The organism is Streptomyces sp. NPDC045968, from assembly GCF_056430475.1.
This window is the reverse complement of sequence record NZ_JBWKLF010000003.1, coordinates 693,930-717,248: the sequence shown is the minus strand read 5'-3', so window position 1 is coordinate 717,248 and position 23,319 is coordinate 693,930. Positions and strand designations below refer to the sequence as shown.

Here is a 23,319-nt window from a genome sequence, read left to right as displayed (position 1 = left end):
GATTCCCGGTCGAAGCGGGTTTCGCTTTCCAGTTCTTCGCTTTCGCGTTTCCCTTTCCGGCGAGTCCGACTCTATCAGATCCTTTCGGGCCTGATCCCCAGTCAGCGGGGTTTGTCTTTGCGGCTGTTGGGCCGTTCCGACGTCTCAAACTCTAGCGGATTCTCCCGGCGACTCATAATCGAGTCTTCGAAATGAATTTCGGCATGCCGAAATTCTCCCCGGTGGGAGATCGTGCTGAGTTTGGTTGCCGCGTTCGCGGCGGGATCGGTTGTCGCAGAACCGTTCCGGCCCCGTGACAACTCGAAGAACCTTACGGATCGGGGAGGGGCGTGTCAACCCCCCTCCGGGCCGCGTCAGTCCAGGTCGGTGAGGCGGCCGCCGGCGTCCGGCTGGGCGTGCTCCACGCGGCGCAGCAGACGGATCAGCATGTCGCCCAGGCCGCCGCGCTCGTCGTCGGAAAGGTCCTGGAGCAGGTCTTCCTCGAAGGCGGTCGCCATGCGCATCGCCTCCAGCCACTTCGTACGACCCTCATCGGTCAGTTCGACGATGACCCGCACCCGGTTGTTCTCGTCCCTGTCCCGGGTGACCAGGCCCTCGCCCGCCATGCGGTCGATGCGGTGGGTCATCGCGGCCGGGGTGAGACCGAGGCGCTTGGCGAGTTCGCCGGGGCCCAGTCGGTACGGCGTGCCGGCCAGGACCAGCGTCTTGAGGACCTCCCACTCGGCATTGCTGATGCCGAGGGCGGCGAGCTGCCTTCCGTACGCGACGTTCATGCGGCGGTTGAGCCGGCCGAGGGCCGAGACGACCTGTTCGACCTGGGGGTCGAGATCGCGGAACTCGCGCTGATAGGCGGCGATCTGCTCGTCGAGGCTCGGCTCCTGCGGGCCGGGCTCGGTGGTGTCGGACATGGCGGGCAGTATGGCACGCCCTCCCTCACCGTCGAAGTCCTTCAACCTCAATTGTTCACTGTCTAACTTTAGTGCTAAAGTCTTCGAGTCTTGGTAGTTCGATGTTGTCTGAAGTCTTCGAAATCTTGAGGTAGGTGAGCGTGACCAGGGAGATGGGTGCAGCGCTGCGGCGGATCCAGGTGGGGAGCGCGCTGAGCGCGTTCGGACTCGGGTTCACCGTTCCGTATCTGTACGTCTATGTGGCGCAGGTACGGGATCTTGGTGCCGGTACGGCGGGTGTCGTGCTGGCTGTCTTCGCCATGGCAGCTCTGGCCGTCCTGCCGTTCACCGGACGGGCCATCGACCGGCGTGGTCCGATGCCCGTCCTGATCGTCGCCGCCGTCGTCGCCGCCGTGGGCGCGGCCGCGCTCGGCGTCGCCGGCAATGTGACCACCACCGTGCTGTCGGCCGCCGTGCTCGGTGCGGGCACCGCGGTCATGCAGCCGGCGCTGGCCACGATGCTGGTGTGGTGCTCCAGCACCTCCACCCGTACCCGCGCCTTCGCCATGCAGTTCTTCCTGCAGAACCTGGGCCTCGGCATCGGCGGACTCTTCGGTGGTCTGATCGTCGACACGAGCAGCCCGTCGAGCTTCACCCTGCTGTTCCTGATCGAGGCCGCGATGTTCGTGGTGCTGGGCGTCGTGGCGGGGACCGTGCGCATGCCGCGTACCCCCTCCATCACCGATGCCAGGCCCACCGACGGCACGGCACCCAAGGCCGGGCTCCGGGTGCTGCTCTCGCACCGGGCGATGGTGCAGCTGTGTGTGCTGGGCTTCGTGCTGTTCTTCGCCTGCTACGGGCAGTTCGAGTCCGGACTCGCCGCGTACGGCACCGAGGCTGCCGGGATCGAGCCCTCGACCCTCGGTATCGCACTGGCCGCCAACACCGCTGTCATCGTCGTCGCACAGTTCGTCGTGCTGCGGCTGGTCGAGCGGCGGCGGCGCACCCGGGTCATCGCCTGGGTCGGCGTGATCTGGGCGTTCGCCTGGATCGTGGCGGGGTACGCGGGCCTCGGGCACGGCAGCCAGACCATGGCGACGGCCGCGATGATCTCGACGTACGCACTGTTCGGACTCGGTGAGTCGATGCTGTCGCCGACCGTGGCCCCCCTCGTCGCCGATCTGGCGCCGGATTCGATGGTCGGGCAGTACAACTCGGCCTTCGCGCTGTGCAAGCAGCTGGCGCTGGCGGTCGGGCCGGCCGTGGGCGGGCCCATGGGTGCGACGCTGCACGGGCCGTACATCGTGACGTTCGTGCTGTTCTCGCTGGGCATCACCGTGCTGGCGCTGCGGCTGGGCCGCCGGCTCACCCCCGTACAGGACCAGCCTTCGCTCGCGGCGGTGCCGTCACGGGTGGTGGCCGTGTCACTGCCGGGGACCGAACCGGCCCCCGCGCCCGCTGCCGCTCACTGAGGCAGCGCGAACTCGCACCACACCGCCTTGCCGCCGCCCGGTGTGCGGCGGCTGCCCCACGACGAGGCGATGGTCGCGACGATCGAGATGCCGCGTCCCGCCTCGTCCGCCGGTTCGGCGCGGCGGCGGCGCGGCAGGTGGTCGTCGCCGTCGGTCACCTCGATGATCAGGCGGCGGTCCGTGCGGCGCAGGCCGAGACGCATCGGCGGGGTGCCGTGCTGGAGGGAGTTCGCGACGAGTTCGCTCGCCGCGAGAACGCCCAGATCGCACAGCTCGACGGGGAAGCGCCAGGACGTGAGCACCCCCGTGGCGAAGGCGCGGGCGCGCGGGGCGGCCTCGATGCCGCCGAGCAGTTCGAGCGAGGCGTTGTGGAACAGCTCCGCGTTCGTCCCCGTACGAGCCGGGTGCTGGACGACCAGGACGGCCACGTCGTCGTCGTGTTCCGCCGTCACGCCGAGGGAGCGGATGAGGCGGTCGCAGACCACCTGCGGGGACCCCTTGGCACCCGAGAGGGCGCGCTCCAGGGCTGCCACCCCTTCGTCGATGTCCTCACTGCGCCGCTCGACCAGTCCGTCCGTATAGAGGACGGCGGTGGAGCCCGGGGGCAGGGGGATGGTGCCGGAGGTGTGGATCCAGCCGCCGGTGCCGAGCGGGGGGCCGGTCGGGTCCTCGGCGCGGTGGATGACCCCGTCCTCGTCGCACACGAGGATCGGCAGGTGGCCGGCGGAGGCGTAGACCAGCCGGCCCTCGTTCGGATCGTGGACCGCGTAGACGCAGGTGGCGATCTGGCTGGCGTCGATCTCGGCGGCGAGACCGTCGAGGAGCTGGAGCACCTCGTGGGGAGGGAGGTCGAGACGGGCGTAGGCGCGGACGGCGGTGCGCAGCTGGCCCATGACCGCGGCGGCGCGGACCCCGCGGCCCATGACGTCCCCGATGACGAGCGCTGTGCGGCCGGCGCCCAGGGTGATGACGTCGTACCAGTCGCCGCCGACCGCGGCGTCCGTGCCGCCGGGCTGGTACGTGGCGGCGATCCGCAGGTCGTCGGGCTGCTCCAGCTCCTGCGGGAGCAGGGAGCGCTGGAGGGTGACGGCCGTTTCGCGGTGGCGGCGCTCGCTGGTGCGGAGCCGCTCGGCCGCGTCGGCGTGGTCGGTGACGTCGGTGGCGTACACGAGCACGCCGCCTTCGCTCTCCTTGTCGGCGGCGGCCACAGGGGTGCAAGTCACCGTGTACGAGCTGCCGTCGAGGACCTTGCGGGACTTGACCGTTCGGGGTGTGCCGCTGCGCAGCACCTGGTCCAGGAGCGGCAGCAGGCTCAGCTCGACGAGCTCGGGCATGGCGTCGGCCGCGGGGGCGCCGGTGGGGCGGGGGCCGAAAGCCGTCTCGTACGCCTCGTTCACGTAGGTGATGCGGTGGTCCGGGCCGTGGAGCAGAGCGACCGGGGCGGGGAGCTGACCGAGGATCTCGCGGGCCGAGAGGGCCTCCAGACCGGGTCCCGGTACGTGGTCCGGTGCGTGGCCCGGTGCCTGTCCCGTTCCAGGAGCGGCCGGGGGCGTTCCCGCGTCACCGTCCGGCAGGACGGTCACGGTCTCCGGCCGGGCGCACTCGGCGCGTGCGGCGGGGACGGAACTGCGGTCGTCCCGCGCGGCGGCTCGTCGCTGCGTGCCGGGAAGGCGGGCGCTCCAACGCGTGAAGTTCACGGAATTCTTGGCCTCGTGTGTCGGTCTGGTCCGCTCGGGCGGGCTGCTTCTTCTGCCGGTTCTTCTGCCGGGTCCGCGCCCAGTCCTGCTGCGCGGGCGGGGCGCCGACGGCGGCCCCGGGGAAGGCGCGGCCGGGCCTCCTCGTGCTGGTGGGGCGCCGCTGCTGGTCACTGTTGGTCACTGCCGACGGGGTCACTCTGTGCACGTGTGGGCCCACCTATGGTCACACGTCCAGTGTGACGGTCCGTACTGACAGTGGTCGTTCAGCCGTCGGTCGGCCGTGGGTCGGCCATGGGTCCACGGGCTGAACGGAGGCCGTCGGAATGGCGCCCGGGGCCTGGCAGGCAGGCTCAGCCGGAGGTCTTCGGCGGGTCGCCGTCCTTCGGGGGCGTCGCAGGTCTTCCGGTGCTTCCGTTACGCCCCGGGCCTCCGTTACGTCCGGGACCGCCGGCGGCGAGGGAGAACTCGGCGCGCGGGTGTTCCAGCGAGCCGAGGGAGACGATCTCTCGCTTGAAGAGTCCGGCCAGGGTCCATTCGGCAAGGACGCGCGCCTTCCGGTTGAACGTGGGGACCCGGCTCAGGTGGTAGACGCGGTGCATCAGCCAGGCCGGGTAGCCCTTGAGCTTGCGACCGTAGACGTGCGCGACGCCTTTGTGGAGACCGAGCGAGGCGACGGACCCCGCGTAGGCGTGCCGGTACTCCTTGAGCGGCCGCCCTTCGAGCGTGGCGAGGATGTTCTCCGCGAGGACCGCGGCCTGGCGCACGGCGTGCTGCGCGTTGGGGGCGGTTTCCTTGCCCGGTTCGGTGGCGGTCAGGTCGGGAACGGCCGCGGCGTCGCCTGCCGCCCAGGCGTGCGGGGCGCCGTCGACAGCGAGTGTGGCCGTGCAGCGGAGACGTCCGCGTTCGGTCAGGGGCAGGTCGGTCGCGGCGAGGAGCGGCGCGGGTTTGACGCCCGCCGTCCACACGAGCGTGCGGGTCGGGAAGCGGGAACCGTCGCTGAGTACGGCGACCCGGTCCTCGCACGAGTCCAGTCGGGTGTCGAGGCGTACGTCGATATTGCGGCCGCGCAGCTCGCGGATGGCGTACTTCCCCATCGCGTCACCGACCTCGGGCAGGATGCGGCCGGACGCCTCGACGAGAATCCATTTCAGGTCCGTGGCCTTGATGTTGTGGTAGTACCGCGAGGTGTACCGGGCCATGTCCTCGAGTTCGGCGAGCGCCTCGACGCCCGCGTAGCCGCCGCCCACGAAGACGAAGGTGAGGGCGGCGTCGCGGATGGCGGGATCGCGGGTGGCGGAGGCGATGTCCATCTGTTCGATGACGTGGTTGCGCAGGCCGATGGCCTCCTCGACGGTCTTGAAGCCGATGCCGAAATCGGCGAGGCCGGGGATCGGGAGGGTGCGCGATACGGAGCCGGGCGCCATGACGATTTCGTCGTACGCGATCTCGAGGGCGCCGGTGCCGTCCTCACCCGAGGCGAGGGTGGTGACGGTGGCGGTGCGCTTGGCGTGGTCGATGTGCTCGGCCTCACCGATGACGATCGTGCAGCGCTTCAGGACCCGGCGCAGCGGCACGACCACATGGCGGGGTGAGATCGAGCCCGCGGCCGCTTCCGGGAGGAACGGCTGGTACGTCATGTACGGCTCGGGAGTGATCACCACAATCTCGGCATCGCCGCTCTTCAGTCTCTGCTTCAGCTTCCGCTGGAGACGCAGCGCCGTGTACATCCCCACGTAGCCGCCACCGACTACGAGAACGCGCACACCTGGCCGGGTGCCGGGGGTCTTCCCCCGGAAATCTGGAGCCATCACCATCCCATGACGCAACGGAGTCAGGTGTTTGTCCACAGGCCCGGCAAATTGTGTGACTGGAGGTCAGGGGCGGTCCGGTGGCGCCTGTGCGTCGCAGGATGCGATACCTGCGCAGGTCAGACGTTGCGGAAGGGGTCGTGACCAGGGGTGGAATCGGTAACCAACCGGTCCTTGCTCCGATCGGGGGGCACTCCGTACGGAACAACCCCCTTCTGAATTGACCCGGGCTCAACTATGTTCGTATCCCGTCGGGGTGTCGGGTGCGGATGGTGATCCGCTCCTCGGCGGATACGGCGGGGAAGTCTCCGGGGGGAGACGTCATAACCGGGGGAAGTATGCACATTCAGGATTCGCATTGGCAGGCTGCTGTCTCGACCTCTTCCGAGGGGCACGGGCGGCTCAGCGCGGTGGGAGCGGTCGATACCGCGGGGACAGCTGTGACCGGCGTCCGTCAGGCACCGCTCCGCGTGGACGCACAGCGCAATCTGGAACATGTACTGCGGGCTGCGCGTGAGGTGTTCGGTGAGCTGGGGTACGGGGCTCCGATGGAAGACGTGGCGCGTCGCGCCAGGGTCGGAGTCGGCACGGTCTACCGGCGGTTCCCGAGCAAGGACGTGCTGGTTCGGCGGATAGCCGAGGAGGAGACCTCCCGGCTGACCGAGCAGGCGCGGGCCGCGCTCGGCCAGGAGGAGGAGCCGTGGTCGGCGCTCTCCCGTTTCCTGCGGACGTCCGTGGCATCGGGTGCGGGCCGGCTGCTGCCGCCGCAGGTGCTGCGCGTAGGCGTCGAGGCCGAGGAGACGACCGCGTCGGCACAGGGGCCGGGCACGGATTCCGTCGCCGCGCCGGCACCGGGCGAGAGCCATGACGTGACGCGGGTTCCGCAGCAGCGGCAGGGAGTGGGTCAGCCCGGTCTGCGGGTGGTCGCGCAGCGCTCCGCCGCCGACGAGGCTCTCGACGACGAGGACGCGGGCACGGGTGAACTGCTGGAGGTCGTGGGCAGGCTCGTCGGCCGCGCGCGGGAATCGGGCGAGCTGCGCGGTGATGTGACGGTGGCCGATGTGCTGCTGGTCATCGCCACGGCGGCTCCCGCGCTGCCCGACGCGGCTCAGCAGGCCGCGGCCTCGGCACGGCTGCTCGACATCCTGCTGGAGGGACTGCGGTCCCGGACCGTGTGACAGCCCGTTGTCCGTCCCCCGGTGTCCGTCCCGGTGGACGGGCACCGGTGCTGCCGCGGCCGTCAACTGTGGGCCCCTCGGCGGGGGGTGGATCGTCCCCGGACGAGTGATCTCTCATGCCCACACGTGGGAAATTCACCTCGGATGAGTGGTTGCCGGGGCCTACAGTCCGTGGCGATCGTGCTCTGTGGCACTCTTGCCCGGTTCGGGTCCGAAGGCGCATACGGGGGCTTCCGCGATGAGCGGTGACGGGCAACAGGAAGTACCGCTCGACGGCATCGCTGCCGCGGGTGGGGGCACGGAGACCGGCGGACTGGTGCCGAGTCAGGCCGGACCGGGGCGCTCGGCCGATGATGCCGAGGGTGGCACCGTTCTGCCCGGCCCGTGGCCGGCGCCCGTCGACGACTCTCCGGACGACGGCTCTGCGGCAGGCGCGCCGGGCGGGGCGGGCAGCGCATCGGACGCCGCCGGGTACGCGGTTCCGCCGCAGCGCGAGGGCGGCAGTGGCACCGCGGACGACGTGGTGTCCGACGCCCAGCTGATCCAGGCCATGCGGGCCGGCGACGACCAGGCGTACGACGAGCTCTTCCGGCGCCACTCGGGTGCGGTCCGCCGCTACGCGCGCAGCTGCTGCCGTGACGCGCACACCGCCGACGACCTGACGGCCGAGGTGTTCGCGCGCACGCTCCAGGCGGTGCGCGGCGGCAAGGGGCCCGAGGAAGCCGTCCGGGCCTACCTCATGACGGCCGTGCGGCATGTCGGCGCCGCCTGGACGAAGAGCGCGAAGCGCGAGCAGCTGGTCGACGACTTCGCGGTCTTCGCGGCGCAGGCGTCGCGCACCTCCGAGCTCGCTGACGACGACACCCTGGAACTGGGCGCCGATGTGCTGGCGATGCACGAGGCCGAGCAGTCGATGGCCATGCAGGCGTTCCGCAGCCTGCCCGAGCGCTGGCAGGCGGTGCTCTGGCACACCACGGTGGAGGAGGAGTCGCCGAGCGAGATCGCCCCGCTGTTCGGGCTGACCGCCAACGCCACGGCCGTACTGGCCAGCCGGGCCCGTGAAGGGCTCAAGCAGGCGTATCTCCAGGCGCATGTGAGCCAGGCGCTGATGACGGGCGGCGACTGCGCGCGGTACGCGGACCGGCTCGGCGCGTACGCCAGGGGCGGGCTCCGTATGCGGGCCGAGCGCGGGCTCCGCAAGCACCTGGACGAGTGCGCGAAGTGCCGGATCGCCGCGGGCGAGCTGACCCATGTGAACGCGGGGATTCCGGCCCTGCTGCCCATCGCGGTCATCGGCTGGTTCGCCGCCGGATACTCGCTCAAGGCCGCGGGGATCGTCGCGGGAGGCGTGGCCGGCGCGACCGGTGCCGGCGCCGCCGCGGCGGCCACGGGCGGCGGTTCGGCCGGGACCTCGGCCGGTGGCGCGGCGGTTTCCGAAGGCCTCGGTGCCCCGGCGAAGGCCGGGATCGCCGCGGCGGTGACCGTGGCCGCGGCTGCCGGGCTGGTGTGGGCCCTGGTCGGGGACGACCAGCCGAAGCCGGAGCCCAAGCCGGTGGCCAGGCCCCCGGTGGTGGCTCCCGCCGTCCCCTCTCCCCAACCGCCGCCGGAGCCGCGGCCTCCGGTCCCGGCCGCCCCCGCTCCGGCACCCGAGCCGAAGCCCACACCGAAGCCGACCCCCAGCCCGACACCGCCGCCGAGCCCGAGCCCAGAGCCGACGCCGGAGCCGACGCCGCCGCCACCGGCTCCCGAACCCACGCCGAAGCCGCCCGCGCCCACCCCGCCTCCCGCACCGGCGCCGGCTCCGGAGGTGTACCAGGTCAGCGAGATGAAGTACTCCGCGTTCGGCGACCACACCGAGCCGGAGGTGGTGATCGGCGGGAGCAGCTGGGTCTGGCAGCGTTCGGGGCTCGCGATCGGTTCCACGCGGTACGCGCACGGGGTGACCGTCCACGCGAACTCCTCGGTCGTCATCCAGCTGAACCGCCGGTGCAGCCGTTATGAGGCGATGGTCGGCGTCGACGATCTGACGATGGGCCTTGGCGCGGTGCGCTTCTCCGTGTTCGACGGTGGCGGGGCGCGGCTGTGGCAGTCCCCGGTGATGCGGGGCGGCGACCCGGCCGTTCCCGTGGGGGTCGGCATCGCGGGGCAGGAGCGGATTCGCCTCGTCGTGGAGGCGGCGGAGGCTGGGACGCCGTTCAACGCGGTGGCCCTGGCCGACTGGGCGGAGTCACGGATCAGCTGCGCCTAGGCCGCGCCCGCTCAGGCGCCACTGGGGCCGTGTCGTCGTCCTGGGGCGGCCCCGAGGTCATGGGGGGCGGTCCCGGGCCTCCGCTACGGCTGAAGCGTCCGCCTGGCCGGGACCACGCCGCCCGCCACCGCGCGCTGGCGCGGAGCCGCCGTGCCCGTCCAGCAGGTGCCCCGGCGGGCGAGGAGCCGCCGGAGCCACAGCTCCGTGGACGCCAGTTCGGCCAGCCCGTCCAGCGGAAGCGGCTCCCCCTCGGACACCGCCCGGAGGGCCTTGCGTACGACGCGGGCCTCGACCAGGCCCGCGTCCGCCAGGAGCGGGGCGTCGAACAGGGCGAGTAGTTCAGGGAGCGCGGTGCGCAGTCCGACGCGGGTGGCCGCGGTCGAGGTGGCATGCGACGGGGCGCCCCAGCCCGGCGGGAGATCCTGGATTCCCGCGCCCGCCAGCACCCTGCGCAGGATCGCCGCGCGCGCACCCGGCTGGACCCGGAGCGATTCGGGAAGGGCGCGGGCGGCTCGTACGACCTGGTTGTCCAGGAACGGGGCGTGCAGGCGCTGACTGCGGATCTCGGCCGCCTGCTCCAGGATGCGGTGGTCGTTGGCGTGCCGGGCGAGTGCGGCGCGGGCGCGGGCCTCTCCCGGGCGCTGCACGGAGTTCGGCCGGACCGCCGCCTCCTGGAGACGAACCGATACTTCGGCGAGCGCCTCCCCCGTCAGCCAGCGGGCCGCGGGCCCCGGCCGCGACCAGGTGAGGGCGGAGAGCGACGCGTCGGCGGGTGTGTCGAGGTCGGGGGCGAATCTGTTGGCGTCCGGCAGCCGGTCGGCCGCCTCTTCGAGCCCGGTGCGATAAGACGTACGGGCGAGCCTGCGGGCCGCCCGGTAGACGGACAGCGGTACGAACAGGGAGTGCGCCGAAGGCCCTTCGGCCTTCGCGAGCGCGGCGACCGGTCGCAGCAGGTGGCGTCGGCGCCGGTCCATCAGCAGGTCGGCGAGGCGGGCCGGATGGGCGTCGAGGACCTGCCGGGCGCCGTGCCCGACGAAGTGGTCGGCGCTGCCCGCCGCGAGGCGGCGGCGGTGGCGTGCCGAGACGACGAGGGAGGGGCCGGGCTCGTCGGTGAGCGGGCCGTCCAGCTCGGCGTAGGGCAGGGCCTCCTCGCCGGCGGCGACGACCACGTGGTGCAGCCGCGGGTTGGCGGCGATGACACGGGCCCGTTCCAGCTCGTCCTCGTGGTCGCGTGCGGTGAGGTCGTTGAAGGTGACGGCGAGCAGCCGCTCCCCCGCTCCCGTGCCGTGGCCGAGGAGCGTGCCGGGCAGTCCGGGCAGCCCGGCGGCCAACAGCGCGAGCGTGGCTGAGGCACTGCCTCCGGACAGATCGGCGCCGATGCCGGGCACGGGCGCCCCGCGGGCCGCACGGCGCTCGGCGGGACCCATGCCGGGCACGGGCCCGGGGTCGACCGGCAGCGCTTCCGGTGCGTGGCGCGGTGCCATGAGCCGGGCGCGTACGGCTTCGACCAGCGCGTCCCGCACACCGTCCACGGCGCGTACGGGGTCGGTCTGGGGAGCCGCCACGGCGAGGGAGGCCACCGCCTCGTACCCGGTGATCTCCCGGGAACCCTCGCGCAGAATGAGCGCGTGGCCGGGCGGGATGCGCTTCACCCCCACGTACGGCGTGCCGTTGCCCAGCGCCTCCGGGGTGTCGGGGCAGGCGAGCAGCGCGGCCAGATGGCCGATGTCCAGCTGGGCCTCGATGAGGTCGGCGAGCGGAAGGGCGGCGGTGGCGTAGGCCGTGCCGTTGGCCCAGGGCGTGTGGAACACGGGGCGGGCGCCGGCCAGGTCCCCCGCGACGGTGATCCGGCGGCCGATCTGGACGACGGCGGTGTAGCTGCCGGGCCAGGCGGTCAGGTGGCGCAGTGCTCCGCCGCGCGCGGCGAGCAGGCCCACGCGCAGTTGTTCGTCGGTGGCCCCGCAGCAGCCGAGCACGGCGATCCTGGCGGTGGGGGCGCCTGGGGGCGTCGCGACGGAGACGACACGGATCTCGTCGGGCCGCCAGTCCCCGACGGCCCACAGCGGATCGGGGTCCCCCCACAGGAGTTGGGAGCCGACCGGATGAACCGTGCGCCCCTCTTCCCCCGCGTCGACCGCGCCGACGGTGCCGAAGCTCGCAGCGATACTGCTCCACCCCACCAACCAACGCATCGCCGCCTCCACAGGCTGTGGACAAACCGGCGCACCTGAACAGAGGGGCGCCCACTGCGGGACATGCTGCCACGACAACGGCCCAGCCGAGGGGGTACGGACAGCGCACGCCGGAACTGCATGCGCCCCTGGCAAAGGCCCGGCAGCACCTCCCCGGGTGCTCCACCAACGGAGGGGCACCTTCCGGGCGTTGCGGCACTCGGTCACCGGAAGGGACCCCGGTTGACCCCTGCGACAAGTGGTCGAAATCCGGCCACGACCAACCCCCTGGCGGCGACCTCACTCCATAGGCGTCATTCAGCCAATCTCGGAGGGCCGGGCCGCGACATGTGCCCCTTGCGCGACGGAACGCGCCGAGCGGCCGGGCGAGAGGCGGAGGCAGCCGCCCCGGGCTCGCCGCCTGCCACGATGCCCCGGGAGAACACACAGTCCGGGAGGTGTGCCCCACCTCCCGGACCGGTCCGCCGCCCGCGGGGAATGGGGCGGCGTTATCCCCCAGCCCGCTGAGTCCAGTGCAGCGGGCCGACCCACGCAGCACCCATCGAAGCGCTTGCACCCTGGCCGTACGAGAGCGCACGGACGGGCGCACGGCCACACACCAGGAGCACGTCAGCCGCGTACCGCTCCCCCACCGCGGCCTCCCGGGGGCGCCCGTCGCGACGGCTTCACGCGCCCCTGGCCCACGCCCCGGCCGCGCTCCCCGGGCACATGGCCGCCGGCGTCGGCGGACAACATTCCCGCCATACGGACGTCTGACCCTTAACGGTAGGGATGCGGCGAACTACGCTGTGTTTACTGATGTTCTCGGCAGGGAGGCATATTCCTCGGGGCTCGGCCAAATGCGTGTGCGGCCGGAGTGCCGGGGTTCGTCCCTGGGGAGGACACGGTACGAATGCCGCGCGCCCCACCGGTGACGCGGCGGCCGTCTGTGTGTCGAGGGGTGGCGCATGTCCAGGGAGCAACGCGGGCCGAACGAGAAGCTCGGCACGGTTCTCGCCCTCGCGGGAATCAGTAACGCCGGGCTCGCCCGGCGGGTCAACGACCTCGGAGCACAGCGCGGGCTGACACTTCGGTACGACAAGACCTCGGTGGCCCGGTGGGTCGCCAAGGGCATGGTGCCCCAGGGCGCCGCGCCCCATCTCATCGCCGCGGCGATCGGGGCCAAGCTCGGCCGCCCGGTCCCGCTCCACGAGATCGGGCTCGCGGACGCCGACCCGGCGCCCGAGGTCGGTCTCGCGTTCCCCAGGGACGTGGCCGAGGCGGTGCGGTCGGCGACCGATCTGTACCGGCTGGATCTCGCCGGGCGGCGGGGCGGCGGCGGGATCTGGCAGTCCCTGGCCGGTTCGTTCTCCGTCAGCGCGTACGCGACACCCGCGTCCCGCTGGCTGATAACGCCCGCCGACTCGTCGGTCGCGCGGGACTCGACGGCCGCGGAGGCCGCGATCCTGGGGCCGCCCGGACCGCAGGGCGCGCTCGGAGCGCACGTCGGCGTGCCGGTGCAGCCCGGACCGGAGTCGGTCTCCGACGCCTCACCACTGCGGGTCGGCCACAGCGATGTGACCAAGCTCCGGGAGGCGGCACAGGACGCGCGCCGCTGGGACTCCAAGTACGGCGGCGGGGACTGGCGCTCCTCGATGGTCCCGGAGTGCTTACGCGTCGACGCGGCACCCCTGCTCCTCGGCTCCTACAGCGACGAGGTGGGCCGCGCGCTGTTCGGCGCCTCGGCCGAACTGACCAGACTCGCCGGGTGGATGGCGTTCGACACCGGCCAGCAGGAGGCCGCACAGCGCTACTACATCCAGGCGCTGCGGCTGGCACGGGCCGCCGCCGACGTGCCGCTCGGCGGCTATGTGCTGGCGTCGATGTCCCTCCAGGCGACCTATCGCGGCTTCGCCGACGAGGGCGTCGACCTCGCGCAGGCAGCCGTCGAGCGCAACCGCGGCCTCGCCACCGCCCGCACCATGAGTTTCTTCCGGCTCGTGGAGGCGCGCGCCCATGCGAAGGCGGGCGACGCACCGGCCGCGGGGGCCGCGCTCAAGGCCGCCGAGAGCTGGCTGGAACGCTCACGGACCGGCGACACCGACCCTCCCTGGCTGGGCTTCTACTCCTACGACAGGTTCGCGGCCGACGCCGCCGAGTGCTACCGCGATCTGAAGGCGCCCCGGCAGGTGCGGCGCTTCACCGAGCAGGCACTGTCGAAACCCACCGAGGAGTTCGTCCGCTCGCACGGCCTGCGCCTCGTCGTGTCGGCGGTCGCCGAGCTGGAGTCGGGCAACCTCGACGCGGCGTGCGCGGCGGGGACGCGTGCGGTGGAGGTGGCGGGGCGGATCTCCTCGGCGCGCACCACGGAGTACGTACGGGACCTGCTGCACCGGCTCGAACCGTACGGGGACGAGCCCCGGGTCGCCGAGCTGCGGGAGCGGGCCCGGCCGCTGCTGGTGGCCCGGGCATAAGCCGCCGAACGGACCCGGGGCCGCGCCGGGGGCGGCCCCGCCGGGCCCCGGCACCGTGGCAGCTGTGCGCCACGCCCTGCCCGCCCCTGGTTTGAGCCCGTTGTCAGTGGGTCAGTGCACTATCGGGGTGGGAGGTGGCGTGATGATGACGCACGCGGCGTACGACTGCGAGGTGCTGGTGATCGGCGGCGGGATCGTCGGTCTGTCGACGGCGTATGCGATCACGCGTACCGCTCCGGGCACCCGGGTGACGGTCCTGGAGAAGGAGTGGGGGCCGGCCCGCCATCAGACGGGGCGCAACAGCGGAGTGATCCACAGCGGTATCTACTACCGCCCGGGGTCCCTCAAGGCCCGCTTCGCGGTGCGGGGCGCCGCCGAGCTGGTCGACTTCTGCGCGGAGCACGGCATCGCCCACGCGGTGACCGGCAAGCTGATCGTCGCGACCGAGCGGTCCGAGCTCCCGCGGCTGCACGGCCTGGTGCAGCGCGGCCGTGCGCACGGTCTGCCGGTCAGGGAGCTGGGCCCGGCGCAGATCGCGGAGTACGAGCCGCATGTGCGCGGGCTCGCGGCGATCAGGGTCGGCACGACGGGCGTGTGCGACTTCGGTTCCGTCGCGGCCCGCTTCGCCGCGGAGGTGAGCGCGGCGGGCGGACAGATCCGTTACGGGGCCGAGGTCACCGCGATCGACCGCCGCCCCTGGGGTGCGGCGGTGCGGACGGCGGACGGGCAGGTCGTCCGGGCCAGGGTCCTCGTCAACTGCGCGGGACTGCACAGCGACCGGATCGCACGGCTCGCGGGCGACGACCCGGGCGTGCGGATCGTCCCCTTCCGCGGTGAGTACTACGAGCTCGCCAGGGAACGGCTGGTGCGCGGCCTGGTCTATCCGGTGCCGGACCCCGCCTTCCCCTTCCTCGGGGTGCATCTGACCCGGGGCTTCGACGGCTCCGTGCACATCGGGCCGAACGCCGTACCCGCACTGGCACGCGAGGGATACAGCTGGCCCGTCGTGCGCCCGCGCGAGCTCGCGGCCACGCTGACCTGGCCGGGTTCCTGGCACATCGCCCGCCGGCACTGGCGGTACGGGGCGGGCGAGCTGCACCGGTCACTGTCGAAGCGGGCGTTCACCGAGGCCGTCCGGCGGCTGCTGCCCGAGGTGACGGAGGACGACCTGCGCCCTTCCACCGCAGGCGTCAGGGCCCAGGCCGTACTGCGGGACGGCACGCTGGTGGACGACTTCCTGATCCGTGAGGCACCGCACACCGTGCACGTGCTGAACGCGCCCTCGCCCGCCGCCACCGCCTCGCTGCCCATCGGGAGGGAGGTGGCACGGCGGGCCCTGTCGCGGGCTCGTGCCACGGGGTGGAAGCCACCCGCCGTAGAATCGGGGCATTGTGTCTGAGCCCCTGAACCCCACCCCCGAGACGCCCGGCGCCACGGACGACGCGGCTGCCCTGCGCGCCGCCTCCTTCGAGCGGATGCGCCGGCTGCGTCAGGAGCCCCGCTTCCCCGGCGGTCCCGCCGCCGACCCCGCCGGCTCGCACCACGAGCGCCGGATCCGCAGTTTCCAGCCGCGCCGCAGCCGGGTCACCGCCGGCCAGGAGGACGCCCTCCAGCGGCTGTGGCCGAAGTGGGGGCTGGACATCGACGGACAGCGCGTCCTCGATCTGCCCGAGCTGTTCGACGGGCTGCCGGTCATCCTGGAGATCGGCTTCGGGATGGGCGAGGCCACCGCGCAGATGGCGGCCGACGACCCGGGCACCGGGATCCTGGCCGTCGACGTGCACACCCCCGGGCAGGGCAATCTGCTCGGCCTCGCGGACCGGGCGGGTCTGACCAACGTCCGCGTGGCCAACGGTGACGCGATCATCCTGCTGCGCGAGATGCTCGCCCCCGAGGCACTCGACGGCCTCCGGGTGTACTTCCCCGACCCCTGGCCCAAGGCGCGCCACCACAAGAGGCGGCTGATCCAGCCGGAGTTCCTCGACCTGGTGGCGCAGCGGATGAAGCCGGGCGCCGTGATCCACTGCGCGACCGACTGGGAGCCGTACGCGGAGCAGATGCTGGAGGTGCTCACCGCGCACCCCCGCTTCGCGAACACACAGGCGGACGGCGGATACGCACCACGGCCCGCGTTCCGGCCCCTGACCCGGTTCGAGGGCCAGGGCCTGGACAAGGGACACGTCGTGCACGACCTGCTCTTCGCCCGCGTCTGAGTCCGCCGGACGCCGTCGTGCCGCCGTGCCGCCGGCTCTTTCCGGGCCGGATGCTTCCCGGCCACGCGCCCCTCGCCCCGTGGTCAGGTGTCGGTTCCCCTCGTTAGGGTCGTCGGGTGTACGAGTGGTCCGCGCAGCACCAGCAGCCGCAGCCGGCCGTCCCGGTTCTCGAGGAGCAACGGCTCGACGAGATCCTGGGCGCCGTGCCGGAGCGCGGGCAGTGGCGTGACCGGCCGCGCCGCGTCGGCATGGTGTGGCGCAGCAGGACGTTCCGTGCCGGTGCGGTGATCTCCGTACTCGCGCTCTGCGGGCTGCTCATCCTGTCCCTGGTCCGCGAGCAGACCGGTACGCAGGGTTTCCTCGTCGGGCTCGGGCTCGCCGTGCTGCCCGTGCCGCTGCTGATGGCGGCCTTCCGCTGGCTGGACCGGGTCGAGCCGGGCCCCTGGCGGAGTCTGTTGTTCTCCTTCGCCTGGGGGGCGTGCGCCGCCGCGCTGGTCGCGATCACCGCGAACACCTTCGCGGCGCGCTGGATAGCCACGGCGACCGCGGACCCGTCGAGCGCCGACACCCTCGGTGCGACGGTGATAGCGCCGGTCGTCGAGGAGAGCGCGAAGGCCGCCGCGGTTCTGTTGATCTTCCTCTTCCGGAGACGGGAGTTCAGCGGTGTCGTCGACGGCATCGTGGTCGCCGGATTCACCGCGACCGGTTTCGCGTTCACCGAGAACATCCTCTACCTGGGCAATGCCTTCGGCGAGGACCAGCAGTTGGGCAGCACGGGCATCGGTGCGGTGACGGCCGGGACCTTCTTCGTCCGCGTGGTGATGTCGCCGTTCGCGCACCCCCTGTTCACCGTGCTCACCGGCATCGGTTTCGGGATCGCCGCGCTCAGCGCGCGGCGCCACCGGGCCCGCCGGATCGTGGTCCCCCTGCTGGGACTCGCCCTCGCCATGGGGATGCACGCCCTGTGGAACGGCTCGTCGACCTTCGGCCGGTACGGCTTCTTCGCGGTGTACGGGGCGTTCATGGTCCCGGCGTTCGCCCTCGTGACCTGGCTGGCGATCTGGTCGCGCCAGCGCGAGCTGCGCACGCTCGCCGCCGAGCTGCCCGCGTACGCGGCGGCCGGCTGGCTCTCCCCCGCCGAACCGTCGGCGCTCTCCTCGATGCGGGCCCGCGGTATGGCCCGTGACGTGGCCCGCCACTGGAACAGCGGCCCGGGCCGGGCCGGCGCCAGGGCCGCGGCCCGGTCGGTGGCCGAGTACGAGTCGTTCGCGACGTCACTGGCCGTGCTGCGGCGAAGGGCCCGGCGCGGGGCGGCGGGCGCGGACTTCGCCGTACGGGAGCGGGAGCTGCTGCACCACCTCTGGGAGCGCCGGGAGATCGCCGGCCCGGCACTCACGTACGCGGCGGGCCGGCTCAAGCCCCGGCCGTCGGCACCGCTCCCGGCCCCGCACCGGTGGTACGGCGGCTACAACCCGTACCTGAACCCGGCGGCGCCGCCCACCGGGCTCCCGTACCAGCAACGTCCGTACCAGGAACCTCCGGACCAGCAACATCCGTACCAGCAACGCCCGTACCACCAGCCGCCGTACCGTCAGGCCCCGTACGACTCACCTCGCCGTCCCGCTCGGTGAGCGTGTCAGGCGGAGGCTTCCGTGAGCGCCGCCTGCTCCTGCTCGGTCAGCCGGAGGCCGGCGACCGCGACGAGCGCGGGCACCTGCTCGACCGTACGGGCCGACGCGATGGGCGCCACCACGGTGGGACGGGCGGCCAGCCAGGCCAGGGCGACGGTGGCGATCTCGGCGCCACGCTCCGTCGCGATCGTGTCGAGCGCCGCGAGCACCTTCTGTCCGCGCTCCGACTCCAGGTGCTGGCCCGCCTTGTCGGCCCGCGGGCTGTCGACCGTGGCGCCCGCGCGGTACTTGCCGGTGAGGAAGCCCGAGGCCAGGGCGAAGTACGGGACGGCGGCGAGACCGGCGGCGGCGGCCGTGTCCTGGAGCCCGCCCTCGTAGGTGTCGCGTGAGACGAGGTTGTAGTGCGGCTGCAGAGCGACGTAACGGGCCAGCCCCTCGCGCTCGGAGAAGTCCAGCGAGGCCCGCAGCCGCTCGGGGCTGATGTTGGACGCGGCGATCTCGCGCACCTTGCCGTCCTTCACCAGCTGGTCGAGCGCGGTGATGATCTCCTCGACGGGGACGGTCTCGTCGTCGAAGTGCGTGTAATAGAGGTCGATGTGGTCCGTGCCGAGCCGGCGCAGCGATTCCTCGGCCGCTCCCTTGATGGTGGCGGCGGAGAGCCCCTTGTACGAGGGGTGGGCACCGACCTTCGTGGCGACGACGATGTCGGAGCGGTTGCCCCGCGAGGCGAGCCACTTGCCGACGACGGTCTCCGATTCGCCGCCCTCGTTGCCCGGCGCCCAGGCCGAGTAGGCATCGGCGGTGTCGATGAAGTTGCCGCCGGCCGCGGCATAGGCGTCCAGCACGGCGAAGGACTGTGCCTCGTCGGCCGTCCAGCCGAAGACATTGCCGCCGAGGGCGAGGGGGAAGACCTGAAGGCCGGAGGAACCGAGCGTACGGAGTGAAGTCATGGGTGGTTCAACCCCGTCCCCGGACCGCGCTATTCCACCAGGAGACGGCAGACCGGCAGCCCTGACGTCGGGGGGTGTGCGTCAGGGCTGCCGGGGTTCAGGTGCGTCCGGGGTGCGGGACGCGGTGTCTCAGCTGCCGGGTCTCAGATCGTCAGGCCCTTGCCGCGGAGCCAGCTCATCGGGTCGATGCCCGAGCCGCCGGCGGTGTGGACCTCCAGGTGGAGGTGCGCACCGCTCGCGTTGCCGGTGTCGCCGACGCGGCCGATGGTCTCGCCGGTCTTGACCCGCTGGCCCGCGCTGACGTGGATCGAGGACTGGTGGCTGTACGTGACCTCGGTACCGTCGTCGAGCTCGATGACGGTGTGGTAGCCGTACGACGTGTGCCAGCCGGCCGATGTGACGGTCCCGCCGTGCACGGCCTTGATCGGTGTGCCCGCCTGTGCCGCGAAGTCGAGGCCGGTGTGCTGGCCGGAGGACCACATGGAGCCGGACTGGCCGTACGTCGCGGTGATCGAGTACGAGGAGACCGGCAGGGCGTAGCTCGCGGCGAGCTTGGCAAGCCGCTCGGCCTCGGCCTTGCGCTCGGCGGCTTCCTCGGCCGCCTTCTTCTCGGCGGCGGCCTTGGCCTCCGCCTCGGTCTGCTGGGCCTTGGCCTCGGCTGCGGCCTTCTCGGCCGCCGCCTCCTCCTGGGCGGCCCTGGCCTCGGCGTCCGCGCTGGCCTGCTGCTGCTCGGCCTGCTGGAGGATCCGGGTGCGCAGCGCCTCTCCGGCGTCCGTCGCGCCCTGCTCGGCCTCGGCGGTGGTGATGCCGGCGGTGGTGAGCGGGGACGACACGGCCACCGTGGCGGTGTCCTTCGCGTCGGTGTCGCCGGACATCAAAGAGCCGACACCGGGAAGGGACTTGGCGTCGGGCAGATTGTCCGCGATGGAATCGGGAAGAGAGATGGAGACCGGCGGCTTGCCCTGAGCGGTGGCCATGCCACCCGCACCGACGGCCGCGATGACGCCGACCCCGAGGACGGTGGAACTACGAGCGAGACCGCGCTGCTTGGCTACGCGATGCCTGCCGCGAACCGGCCGGATGGACTCCTCCGTGGGATTCCATTCCTCCCAGGTCCTGTCCGGGCCGCCGAGAGTATCGGTGGCAAAGGGTGACGGGGCCTCGGGGGCAGGCTTGTTGGACGCCACGTGGGCGCACTCCTTTCCTTCCTTCTCGCCTACCGGGTTAGCTGACGGGTTCGGAGCAGGAAGGTCTCCTACGGGCCGCTCTGCCTCTCGCGAGACACAGGTGGCCCGATTCACCCCATGTAGGTGGTTCCCCGGTTCCCTTGCGGAATTCGGCGCTCGCGCACGGTGCCGCCTCTTGCGACGACTTGGACGACCGCGCTGCGTTATCGAACGTTAATAGACAGACGGGTGCGATTCCAAGCTGTTCCGAGTGATCGTTCGTGACTTTGGCCTGGACGTACCGGGATACAACCGGGTGCAATCGGGCGAGTTGAACACCCATCGAGGGGCAACCCGTTTCTGACGTTGTGTCAAATGTTATGCGGAGGGGCATCCTTCGATTACGGACGGTGGCCCCGTTCCGCAGCACCGGACGCGCGGCCTCCGCCGACGGCCCGTCACCCGGTGGCTCATTCCGTTCGTTCGCGGTTCCCCCGGCCCACGATCTTCACGGTCCTCCGGCGCTCGGGCTGCCCCTCAGCCGGCCGGCCGACCGCGAGCAGTGCCATGTCGTCCGTGGACCGGCCGCCCGTATGCAGGCGTACGTCGTCGATGAGCGCGGACAGCAGCTCCTCGGGCCCGGGGAAGATCCGCCCGCGCAACCGGTCCGCCGGATCGTAGAAGACACCGGCCGGGTCCCGCGCCTCGGAGAGGCCGTCCGTGAACATCAGCAGCGTCGTCCCCGCGGGCAGCAGCCACTCCTCCGACCGGTCCGGCCACACACCCAGATCCATCCCGAGCGGCAGCGCGGGCGAGGCCGACACCAGCACGTCCAGTTTTCCGTCGGCGTGCAGCAGGATCGGCTCCGGGTGCCCCCTGTTGACCAGCCTCACGAGGCCGGCCCCCGACGGGATCTCCGCGAGCGCGGCGGTGATGAACCCTTCCATCGCATCGAGCCCGCCGCGCCGCGTCCCCTCCCGCGCCAGCGCACGCTCCAGGCGCTGCGCCACGCCCTCCAGCGAACGCTCCTGCTCCGCGGCCTCCCGGAACGCCCCGATGACCACCGCCACCGCCCCGACGGCGTCGAGGCCCTTGCCCCGTACGTCCCCGACCACCAGCCGCACCCCGTACGGAGTGTCCGCGACGGCGAACAGGTCGCCGCCGACGAACTCGTCCGCCTGGGCCGCCTCGTACCGTGCCGCGACGTGGAGCCCGCCGATCCGGTCGGCCGGCGTGGGCAGCACCGCCCGCATGGCGGTCTCCGCGATGACCCGCGCCGACGCCAGCTGCTTGTTGCCCCGCCGGACGACACCGTTGACGAACAGGGCGAGCAGCCCGGCCGTGACCACGGTGACCAGCTCGATCACGGGCTCCACCTGGCTGAGCGTGCGGCTGTACAGGTCCAGCACCGCCATCACGAGAACCGCGGCGATACCCGTCCGGACCGTACTGGCCCGCGAGAAGAACGGTGCGGCGATCAGAGGAGCCGCCACGAAAAGGGGGACGGGGGTGAAGGTGGGCGGGGTGGTGAGGTCGAAGAGCGCACCGCCCGCGATCATCAGGGCGGGCAGCACGCGGACGAACCGACGGGCACGGACTCCCCCGACAGCTCCGCCCCGTCCTGTGTCGCGCTTCCCCACCTGAGTTTCTCCTGCCCGGGTCCGCCTACGGTTGCGGACGGTACCGCGCCCCATCCAGGCTGACCGGCGCCGCGCCGCGCGGCGACTCGTCATCGGCCAAAGGGGGGAGCGCGCGGAGGCGCTTCCCACGACCCGGTCACGCACTGTCCGCGAGCGCGGGCGGGATCATCACGCCGCGTCATGGGCCGAGCGGGCCGTCACGGCCTGCCGGACCCAGGAAACGACTCGGGCCCGGCACGCTGTGTGCGTACCGGGCCCGGTCCTTCAGTAGCGGGGACAGGATTTGAACCTGCGACCTCTGGGTTATGAGCCCAGCGAGCTACCGAGCTGCTCCACCCCGCGTCGTAAACACAACTCTACGGCATCCCGGACGGACTCATGACCACCCTCGCGGTCGCTCCTCACGGGCCCTCGTCGCGCGACCGCTTCCCGCGCCTCCCGGGCGACGGCGGTCAGCCGGTCTCCGGTACGCAGAGGACGGAGACCCGTTGCACGTGGTTGCTGCCGAAGCCGCCCCTGTTCCAGCGCTGGACGACCGGCTGCGTACTGCCGGTGGCGTCGGTGGCACGGACGCCGAGCACATGGCTGCCGGGGGTGGCCGCCCAGTGCGCACGCCAGCCCCGCCACGCCCAGGCGTGCGTACCGGAGTCGTACCCCTCCGGCGTGGTGAGCACGGCATCGCTCCACGTCAGGCAGGTGTCCGTGCTCACCTCGACGCGTACGACGGGAGCCCGCCCGGACCACGCGCGGCCTTCCAGCAGCACCGCTCCGGGCCGTACGACACGGGTCCGTGACATGAAGTCGGGGAAGCCCGGCGGGATCATCAGCGCCCGGGGAGCGATACGGGTGACCGCCTCGCCCGGCTCGTCGGCCTCCTGCCGGTAGCGGTAGGCGACCGCCTGCTGGAACCCGGCGAACGGGGTCGCGGTGAGGGTGATCTCGCGCAGCCACTTCACGGACGCCATGCCGTACCAGCCGGGCACCACCAGCCGCAGCGGAAAGCCGTGCTGCGGCGGCAGCGGCGCTCCGTTCATGCCGTACGCGACCAGCACCTCCGGGTCGGAGCCCCCGGCCACGTCGAGGGGCAGGCTCCGCCGGTAGTCCTGCTCGACCCCGCGCTCCACCCCGTGGTCCGAGCCCCCGAAAACGGCCTCGACGGCGTCCGCCTCCACACCGGCCTCGGCGAGCAGCAGCCGCAGGGGCACACCGGTCCACTCGGCCGTGCCAACCGCCTCGACCAGCCACGGCTGGCTCACGGGCCTCGGCGTCAGCCGGGCGCGGCCGTTGCCCGCGCACTCCATCGTCACCCGGCGCGTGACGGCGGGGAACGACCGCAGGGCCGCCAGGTCCAGCGCCAGCGGAGTGCGGACCAGGCCGCCGACGGAGAGCCGCCAGTCCTCGGCCCGGGCGGCGGGGATGTCGTAATGGACGAGTACGTAGTGGAGGCCGGGCGGCGTGACCTCGTAGCGCAGGGCCTCCAGCGGGAGTCCGTGGTTACGGGCCGCGAGTGCCAGCTCCTCCGGGCCGACTCCCTCGGCCGGCCCGGCGAGGCGCCCGGGAGTGCTGATGCCGTCGAGGCGTCCGTGCCCGTCCATGACTTCATGGTGCTCCCGTGCCCGGGCCCGGGCCTTCCGGCGCACGGTGCGTGTCGTCCCGCACACGCTGCGGCGGCCCGATTGCGCGGGTTCCGGACCGGCGGGAGGCTTGAGTTACCTGCCCCGCGGTGCTGGTCCGCCTGTGACTCGCGGGGGTGCCGGAGCGTCGGCGTACCTCTGCTGCCGGGC

Annotated in this window: 15 protein-coding genes, 1 tRNA gene and 1 riboswitch; of the genes, 7 read left to right on the top strand and 9 right to left on the bottom strand. The window is 72.4% G+C overall.

Annotated features, from left to right (window positions below):
• Positions 1–353 precede the first annotated feature (353 nt).
• Positions 354–908, bottom strand: coding sequence for a MarR family winged helix-turn-helix transcriptional regulator (locus AC07FA_RS12900; protein WP_479075147.1), 555 nt, complete (start codon positions 906–908; stop codon positions 354–356).
• A gap of 152 nt (positions 909–1,060) precedes the next feature.
• On the opposite strand from AC07FA_RS12900, the gene AC07FA_RS12895 reads away from it, so the two are divergent.
• Positions 1,061–2,359: an MFS transporter gene (locus AC07FA_RS12895; RefSeq protein WP_479075192.1), complete on the top strand. Its 1,299-nt coding sequence runs from the start codon at positions 1,061–1,063 to the stop codon at positions 2,357–2,359.
• Here the strand turns inward: AC07FA_RS12895 and AC07FA_RS12890 are convergent.
• Together AC07FA_RS12890 and AC07FA_RS12885 are read right to left on the bottom strand one after the other, a co-directional pair.
• On the bottom strand, positions 2,353–4,056 hold the full coding sequence (locus tag AC07FA_RS12890) for an ATP-binding SpoIIE family protein phosphatase (RefSeq protein WP_479075146.1): 1,704 nt from the start codon (positions 4,054–4,056) through the stop codon (positions 2,353–2,355). The two genes, AC07FA_RS12895 and AC07FA_RS12890, sit on opposite strands and share 7 nt — an antisense overlap.
• 350 nt (positions 4,057–4,406) lie before the next feature.
• Entirely contained in the window at positions 4,407–5,819 is a 1,413-nt protein-coding gene (locus AC07FA_RS12885) for an NAD(P)/FAD-dependent oxidoreductase (protein WP_479075145.1), read from the bottom strand.
• A 383-nt stretch (positions 5,820–6,202) separates the two neighbouring features.
• On the opposite strand from AC07FA_RS12885, the gene AC07FA_RS12880 reads away from it, so the two are divergent.
• Entirely contained in the window at positions 6,203–7,042 is an 840-nt protein-coding gene (locus AC07FA_RS12880) for a TetR/AcrR family transcriptional regulator (protein WP_479075143.1), read from the top strand.
• A gap of 238 nt (positions 7,043–7,280) precedes the next feature.
• Positions 7,281–9,290 carry a sigma-70 family RNA polymerase sigma factor gene (locus AC07FA_RS12875; RefSeq protein WP_479075141.1) on the top strand — a complete coding sequence of 670 codons (2,010 nt, stop codon included), beginning with the start codon at positions 7,281–7,283 and terminating at the stop codon, positions 9,288–9,290.
• Positions 9,291–9,373: 83 nt separating this feature from the next.
• Here the strand turns inward: AC07FA_RS12875 and AC07FA_RS12870 are convergent, their stop codons facing one another.
• A complete protein-coding gene (locus AC07FA_RS12870) occupies positions 9,374–11,482 on the bottom strand; it encodes an asparagine synthase-related protein (protein WP_479075139.1) in 2,109 nt (702 codons plus the stop codon).
• Between the two features lie 947 nt (positions 11,483–12,429).
• Here AC07FA_RS12870 and AC07FA_RS12865 point away from each other — a divergent pair.
• The 4 genes from AC07FA_RS12865 (at position 12,430) to AC07FA_RS12850 (ending at position 17,779) form a co-directional block, all read left to right on the top strand.
• Entirely contained in the window at positions 12,430–13,935 is a 1,506-nt protein-coding gene (locus AC07FA_RS12865; RefSeq protein ID WP_479075137.1) for a sporulation protein, read from the top strand.
• 142 nt (positions 13,936–14,077) lie between these two features.
• On the top strand, positions 14,078–15,334 hold the full coding sequence (gene lhgO, locus AC07FA_RS12860) for an L-2-hydroxyglutarate oxidase (RefSeq protein ID WP_479075136.1): 1,257 nt from the start codon (positions 14,078–14,080) through the stop codon (positions 15,332–15,334).
• Positions 15,327–16,148, top strand: a complete 822-nt coding sequence (gene trmB, locus AC07FA_RS12855; RefSeq protein ID WP_479075134.1) for a tRNA (guanosine(46)-N7)-methyltransferase TrmB — start codon at positions 15,327–15,329, stop codon at positions 16,146–16,148. The genes lhgO and trmB overlap by 8 nt, the downstream gene beginning before the upstream one ends.
• A gap of 116 nt (positions 16,149–16,264) precedes the next feature.
• Positions 16,265–17,779 carry a PrsW family intramembrane metalloprotease gene (locus AC07FA_RS12850; protein WP_479075132.1) on the top strand — a complete coding sequence of 505 codons (1,515 nt, stop codon included), beginning with the start codon at positions 16,265–16,267 and terminating at the stop codon, positions 17,777–17,779.
• Between the two features lie 5 nt (positions 17,780–17,784).
• Here AC07FA_RS12850 and AC07FA_RS12845 read toward each other — a convergent pair whose 3' ends face one another.
• The 5 genes from AC07FA_RS12845 to AC07FA_RS12825 form a co-directional block, all read right to left on the bottom strand.
• On the bottom strand, positions 17,785–18,729 hold the full coding sequence (locus tag AC07FA_RS12845; RefSeq protein WP_479075131.1) for an aldo/keto reductase: 945 nt from the start codon (positions 18,727–18,729) through the stop codon (positions 17,785–17,787).
• Between the two features lie 143 nt (positions 18,730–18,872).
• Complete coding sequence (locus AC07FA_RS12840; RefSeq protein ID WP_479075129.1) at positions 18,873–19,916, bottom strand: M23 family metallopeptidase; 1,044 nt, start codon at positions 19,914–19,916, stop codon at positions 18,873–18,875.
• 11 nt (positions 19,917–19,927) lie between these two features.
• A riboswitch (cyclic di-AMP (ydaO/yuaA leader) is annotated at positions 19,928–20,081 on the bottom strand.
• Between the two features lie 284 nt (positions 20,082–20,365).
• On the bottom strand, positions 20,366–21,535 hold the full coding sequence (locus AC07FA_RS12835) for a PP2C family protein-serine/threonine phosphatase (protein ID WP_479075128.1): 1,170 nt from the start codon (positions 21,533–21,535) through the stop codon (positions 20,366–20,368).
• Between the two features lie 268 nt (positions 21,536–21,803).
• Positions 21,804–21,877: transfer RNA gene (locus AC07FA_RS12830), tRNA-Met, on the bottom strand.
• 110 nt (positions 21,878–21,987) lie between these two features.
• A complete protein-coding gene (locus AC07FA_RS12825) occupies positions 21,988–23,130 on the bottom strand; it encodes a sulfite oxidase (RefSeq protein ID WP_479075127.1) in 1,143 nt (380 codons plus the stop codon).
• Positions 23,131–23,319 lie beyond the last annotated feature (189 nt).